Raw genomic sequence first — 7,113 nt, forward strand, 5'->3', positions numbered from 1 at the left:
TTATTCTTTTGACTGACAATAAAAACATTTATGTTCTTATTAGAAATAATCCTACCAATCACAGCTACTTGGAGTTTTTTTAGAATTTTTTTCTTTTTTTACTATACGAGGTTCCTTTTCGCCTAATTTTTTTAGTTTTTTTAGATAATCCCTGTAAAAATCCCTGTACTAAAAATAATTCTTTTTACATAGCAGGTTCAAATTCTATTTTACTTCAGGATTACTGTTAGTAACACGATTGATAGCATGTTACATATTTTTGATAAACTATATTATACCTACTTTGGTGTCTCTAGGAGAGTGTATTACCCAAAGAATTTTACAATTATACAATTACTCCACAGCACCGATCTGAAACTTATAATACTAACTCGCTAATAATTATTAGGTTAAGAACTGAGAAAAAACTCTCACTTCTTGTAAAATTTCCTTCTTTGTTAGAGCTTTGATAAGCTCCTCAATTTAACCCCTAATAAGGAAACTGGAAAAAATATATTGAATAGAAAGTATTCAATAAGTTTTAAGTAGCTTAATTTATTTCTTTGCTTTAGTAAAGTACTTTCCTAAAATATACTATATATTTAATTTGTACCTCATATATTTAAGGAGGTAGACTCTCACCTTCATTTAATATTTTAGTTATCTCTTTTTTCGATGGAGAGTCAATAGCATAGCATATACTGCTAAGAGCCTACTTTGGTATTCTATAGCATTGCAGAAACATTTTTTCTAATTTAATTAAGGGAACATTAATTATCGGGCTCTTAAAATTTAAACAAGAACTATCTATTATCGTGTTAATAAAACGAATCATTCTTTTCACTACCTTTTTCGTTTCTTTTTTGTAAAGAAAATTTATTAAGATAATTTACAGTAATTTTTTTAAAAATTTAAAATGAGTAATATTATAGTATCTATTCTTTCAGCCGAAAAAAATTTTTCAAGATATCAAGGTAAACTAAATTTATTTTTAGTTTATTAACTTTTATTGAATAACATGATATATTTCCTAGCTTGGAAATATATCATACTTTTGTTCCTCTAAAAGAGAATATACCTATAAGTTACTAAACAAATTGCTTTACTGGGAGGCTAAAGATCGCATAAAAAAATTACTGTAATGGAATGAATAAAAAAACATAAAAAACTTTTTAAATATAAGTTAAAAATATAAATTTTTAATTGCAGAGATTTTACTACCGAGCTTATAAGAAACTCTTCAAGTTGAGAACATTGGTTTTTTAAAAAGAAATCTTTAAATTAGATTTAAAAAAATTATATTAAATATTAATAAGTAGATTAATAATAAGTAGATTAATATTTTTATTTTCTTTTGGGAGGCCCCGTTTACTGAAGTTACGTTTACTGAAGTTACCAAACCTTAAATAGATGATCTTGAGATTCATGCATTATTGAATATTTTTTCCTATCAAATGAATATTCTCATAACAGCAATATTTTTAACTCTCTATGATATATTAATTAATCTAACTTATTCTAAAAAGCAACTTCCAATAGAAACTCCTAACTATCTAAACTTGTTATCAGCAAAGGGCCCTAGCTTTTCCTCAGCCCGGGCCTTATCTTGTAGTAATTTCGTCAACCTGTTTCAGGCTAAGCCGGACTCGACCTTGTCTATCGATTTCAATGACTTTAACGCGAACAATTTGACCTTCTTGAAGATAATCTCGAACGTTTTCCACATGCTCCTGAGCGATCTGAGAAATATGCACAAAACCTTGATAATTTTTAAAAATTTGAACTACTGCACCGAAGCTTAAAATTTTAACGACCGAGCCTTCATACATTTTACCTAGCTCTACTTCGGCCGTTAAAGCTTCGATCCGTCTTTTCGCAGCTTCACCTTCTTCCGTGGAATGAGCAGCAATTTTAATTGTACCGTCATCAGAAATATCGATAGCACAATTTGTTGCTTCGGTAATCTCTCGAATCATTACACCACCTTTTCCAATGACATCACGAATTTTTTCAGGATTGATTTTTATCGTAATGTAGCGCGGAGCTAATTGAGAAACTTGAGGTCGAGGTTGCGCAATAGCTTCATTCATTATAGTGAGAATATGAAGACGACCCTTCTTTGCTTGATTAAGAGCTCGTTCCATAATTTCTTTAGTGATTCCTTCAATTTTAATATCCATTTGCAAGGCTGTCACACCTTTTTCCGAACCAGCTACTTTAAAATCCATATCACCCAAATAATCTTCATCACTGAGAATATCAGAAAGTATTACGTATTTCTCACCTTCCTTAATTAATCCCATAGCAATACCAGCGACAGGTGCTTTGATTGGAACTCCCGCATCCATAAGTGCTAAACTACTTCCGCATACGCTTGCCATAGAACTAGAACCATTTGATTCAAGGATCTCAGAAACTACGCGAATGACATAGGGAAACTCTGTTAAAATTGGAACCACTGGAACGATTGCTCGTTTAGCTAAACGTCCATGGCCGATTTCTCGTCGTTTAGGACCACTCATAAAACCCACTTCACCCACACAAAAAGGTGGAAAATTATAATGGAAGATAAAATTTTCCCGCCGATCACCATCCAAGTCATCTATCATCTGTGCATCCCGTTCAGTCCCTAAGGTGGTAACTACTAAAGCTTGGGTCTCACCTCGAGTGAATAAAGCAGAACCATGAGAACACGGAAGAAGACCTACTCGAATGGTAATAGGCCGAATAGTTTCGGTATCACGCCCATCAATTCGGGATTGACCAGATAAAATTTGATTACGAACAATCCGACGTTCTAAATCGTGGAACATTTCAGCTATTTCATTTACATTATAGGAATTTTCATCCTTATTTTCTGAAATAAATCCTTTTAAAAGCTCGTCTCGAATGATTTGAATTTGATTGTGTCGAGTTGTTTTTTCTACAATACGATAGGCTTCTATAAGAGCGGATTCAGCTTTTTGCGCTACTAAAGTTTGTAACTCTTTATTGAACTCAGGCTGCTTCCAGTCCCATCGAGTACTACCCGATTCTTTAATGAATTCTTTAATCATCTTAATAGGGACTTGCATGAGATTATGCCCATGAAGCACAGCTCCCAGCATAGTCGATTCTGGCAATTCTTGGGCTTCTGCTTCAACCATCAATACGGCATCACGTGTTCCAGCAATAACTAAATCAAGCTGTGAGCCTCTTAATTCTTCTAAAGAAGGATTTAAAAGATACTTACCTTCTCGATAACCTACTCGGGCGGCACCTACAGGACCGTTAAAAGGAATACCTGACACACCTAAAGCTGCTGAAGCACCTAAAATAGATGGAATTTCTGTGGGCACTTCTAAATCTACAGAAAGTACTGTGGCAATAATTTGAACCTCGTTAGTAAAACCTTTAGGAAATAAAGGCCGTAAGAGTCTATCAATTAACCGAGAAGTCAGGGTCTCTTTTTCACTAGGTCGCCCTTCACGTTTAAAATACCCCCCGGGTATTTTCCCTGCCGCATAAGTTTTTTCTTGATAATTAACGGTTAGGGGAAAAAAGTCACACTTTTCCTCAAAATCTTTCTGAGCAACTACTGTGACCAAGATAACAGTGTGACCCATTTGAACCATCACTGCACTCGTTGCTTGACGCGCTATTTCTCCCGTTTCAAATGTAACATCGTGTTTACCATACTTAAAACTCTTACTAATTTTTCTCATGTTTTTCCTTTAAAGATGATCGCAATCCTAATTGTTCAATTAGTTTGTGATATCGCTCTATGTTGTTTTTTTTCAAATAATTAAGGATTTTTCGCCGTTGACTTACCATCCACATTAAACCTCGGCGTGAATGATGATCTTTATTATGAATTTTAAAATGCTCAGTAAGCTTGGTAATTTTAGCAGTTAGAATAGCCACTTGAACTTCAGAAGAACCTGTATCGTTATTATCTCGTTGATGTTCCTTTAAGATCTTAGCTGTTTCTATAGATGTTAATGACATATTGACCTTCTTTATTAGTAAAAGATATCCCCAATAAAAAGATATCTACAATGTTATTTGGAGACATTGTAGGTGTATAAAAGGAGGACATTATACCTTGATAAAAGATTTGACGCAAATAGTGCTTTAGTTCCCAACGACACTCTTTTAATTAGTAATTTTTGTCATCAAAACATTACAGCTCTTTGCTAAGGATTGATCTATAAAGAGAATCAGTTCTAAGAAAAAGAATCAGTGCTAAAAAACTGTTTTTCAGAAGGTTGCATAGCTTAAGTTCTTGTTTGAAAACGGACCGCATGAAAAAAGGAGATTATTGATTGAGGAGCAATTAGAATGTATGATGAGGGTAATCTAAAGGTAATCTAAGAGTGAAGGGTTCTATTACTATCTCTACTATTAGAATATAGTAAATTAGTATTTAGAATATTTACTTAGAATATAGTAAATATTTCTATTACTTTTACTTTTCTATAACTATTTTCTATGATTATATAGTGAAATTATATATTAAAATGAAAAACTTAAATCTACCTCTCCAAAAAAAAACCTCAACCTTATAGTGAATAATACATGAAGATAATTAACGAGCAAATAAAATAATGGGTACCTAATAAATCCCAATACTAGCCCAGTAAATTTAAGCATAGCAAAAAATAAAGTAGTCGTGTAGTAAATAAAAAATAAAAACAGTAGGATTTATTTTTAGTATGCTTTATGATCTATGATCTAAAGTAATTTTACAGTAACAAAATGATACATATATTTTTTTAAAAAATTATCCTTCACAATATAACAGTAGTAAAAAAACCATAATTCAATACTACAACTAAAATACTATATATTTAAATATATTTAAGTAGATCACCTCGATCTCCAATCTATATTGGACACTAAATAAAACTAGCTCCCCTAAATAAAAAGTATAATTCAATCAAAATCAGTGTTCTATCAAAGTATCTGCTACAATATAACTTATTTAAATTTCATAAATTTGTTTCGTAAAATAAATGCTCAATATATTTCTTAAACAGAATGGCAAAATATTATTCAGTTTATAACCAATACTAAACCATCTAAAATACTTTAAATACTTTACGAAAAGAAAAACTTATTAATTAAAAAGCCACAACAGGCGATAGAATACGAAATAAGGCGATAGAATACGAAATAATAGTTACTACGGTTTTAATTAACCATATATTATCACTATCAAAATAATTAAAAACACCAAGGATCAAATGAACGCTTACCTCTCCCACCTAAACCACTAAATAAGAAAAAATGAATATCGAGTTTCACCCAAACCCAAAGGTAGAGAAAATAAAATAGAACAATATTAAAATATATTGATATTAAGAAGCAGTATAATTTACTGTGACCTCTTTAAAATAAATTTATCCTGGTGCTATCGAAGAGGATTGTATACCCGTACTTGAAGCTGTTTCAGGATGAAAATTTGGTATAGATTTCAGTTTCGGTTATTCCTTTGAGCGAATCAATCTTAGTGATAAAACAGGTTTCTTTGAAACAATTACTAAAGTAATCTCAAGTTCTGTGATCCGTAAACATTGGATATCATCGTCTACATCTATGGATGTCTGACAACAGGAAGTATTTTCCTGAACTCTTAATATTCAAATGCTTGAAACCGCTAAAATAATTGAAAATACCCAACGTGATTCGTGATTTAAATATAGCTTTAATTAACAAGTTAATAATGATATTTGAACAAATGAATTATGAATATAGAGATATCCAAGAAATGTTATCTGCTAGCGCTTAAATAAATTGGAATTTTTACCTTTTAGAACCAAGTATTGCTGGGAAGATATTATATTGGTATCAACCTTTATTATTTTACCTATCAACCCTAATAATATTAGGGTTACCAACCTGAAGTTATCTTAACTGCTTGGCGTATTAACGATACCATAGGAAAATATGATAACATAGGAAAATATGTGCTAAAATAAACAGATTTACTTATGTAAGAAAATGATTTACGCCGGTTATACTAATATTAAAGAGACTACAGTCGCTATCTTAGGTTTTACTTGCAAAAAATTCCCCTGACCTTTTTGAAAATTTAAAGGTAGTTAATATTATCCACGGAGTATCAAAATATAGAATGAAATATATAGTTCACGATCCCATTGCTAATCCTAAAGAAACTAACAGACTTTACAATATTAAATTTAGAATCCATGGGAAGAGATTTGAAACGTTGGTTCTATTATTGTTACTGTAAACCTAAGATCAATTTCAACGCTTTATCCTGAACACTTATCATGCCAAAACTAGCACATCATTCATTGATTATTGTAATTTTATTAAGGATTACTTAATTTTAAGGGAATGGATAACTTTGTAGAGACTTTAAATACCAATACTTGTCATTTAGTTGCTCTAGCTTCATTAGCTTGCATTTAACTAAGCGCTTATTAGAACAAGGTAAGGGTGGTGTTTACTAAAAAATTAAATAATCTAAATTCCTATTTATAGGATTTTAAATGAAAAGAAACTTTTTTAACTCAATTAAAAAATTTTTCTTACTTTAATTTCGTTAGATTAGATCTTGCAGACCGTTCTGGGATTTTCTGATTTATTTCAATAGAAAACCTTGATCGTGTGCTCCATCTCTCTGTTCAAGGAGAAGTTTGTTACTCCATTTTACAAACCTTTATACTTATATCGACACTAATTTAGTAGGTTTTTCACACAATTTTGGAGGGATCTTGTGATCAATTAATTAAACATCTTATTTTTAATTTCTCCACTTCTACATATGGTGCACATCAAAAAATACTTTTTTTCAGAAAGTCACAATCTGGATCATTTCATTATCTGGATTACTTCATTACTTTGTATTCAGCATCAAAAAAGCCAATGAATTTATGGCCTATAGTTATAGAAATTATTGATTTAATCTTTTTATATAGTCCTCCTTTTTTATATAGGGTACATTTTTTATGGTTTATGGTCCTTGAGCGGCCAGATATGGCCTTATTAAAATTTATCCATCGCACATATTATCCATTGCATATCGCATATACATATTAGCTTAATGAATTAAGCAATATTTGTAATCAAGGAAATATGGGATAAGATTTTATCTTAATAACAATAATTTTACTTATATCAATAATA

The 7,113-nt window shown here is 31.1% G+C and carries 2 protein-coding genes; both read right to left on the minus strand.

Annotated elements, in window-relative coordinates; genetic code table 11:
* Nucleotides 1–1,580: 1,580 nt before the first annotated feature.
* Nucleotides 1,581–3,683, minus strand: a complete 2,103-nt coding sequence (gene pnp / locus CLERM_RS02860) for a polyribonucleotide nucleotidyltransferase (RefSeq protein WP_102157090.1) — start codon at nucleotides 3,681–3,683, stop codon at nucleotides 1,581–1,583.
* Nucleotides 3,670–3,966, minus strand: a complete 297-nt coding sequence (gene rpsO / locus CLERM_RS02865; protein WP_102157091.1) for a 30S ribosomal protein S15 — start codon at nucleotides 3,964–3,966, stop codon at nucleotides 3,670–3,672. Before rpsO ends, pnp begins: the two co-directional genes overlap by 14 nt.
* Between the last annotated feature and the right edge of the window lie 3,147 nt (nucleotides 3,967–7,113).

Origin of the sequence: Coxiella-like endosymbiont (assembly GCF_002871095.1) — a bacterium.
Lineage (GTDB): Bacteria > Pseudomonadota > Gammaproteobacteria > Coxiellales > Coxiellaceae > Coxiella.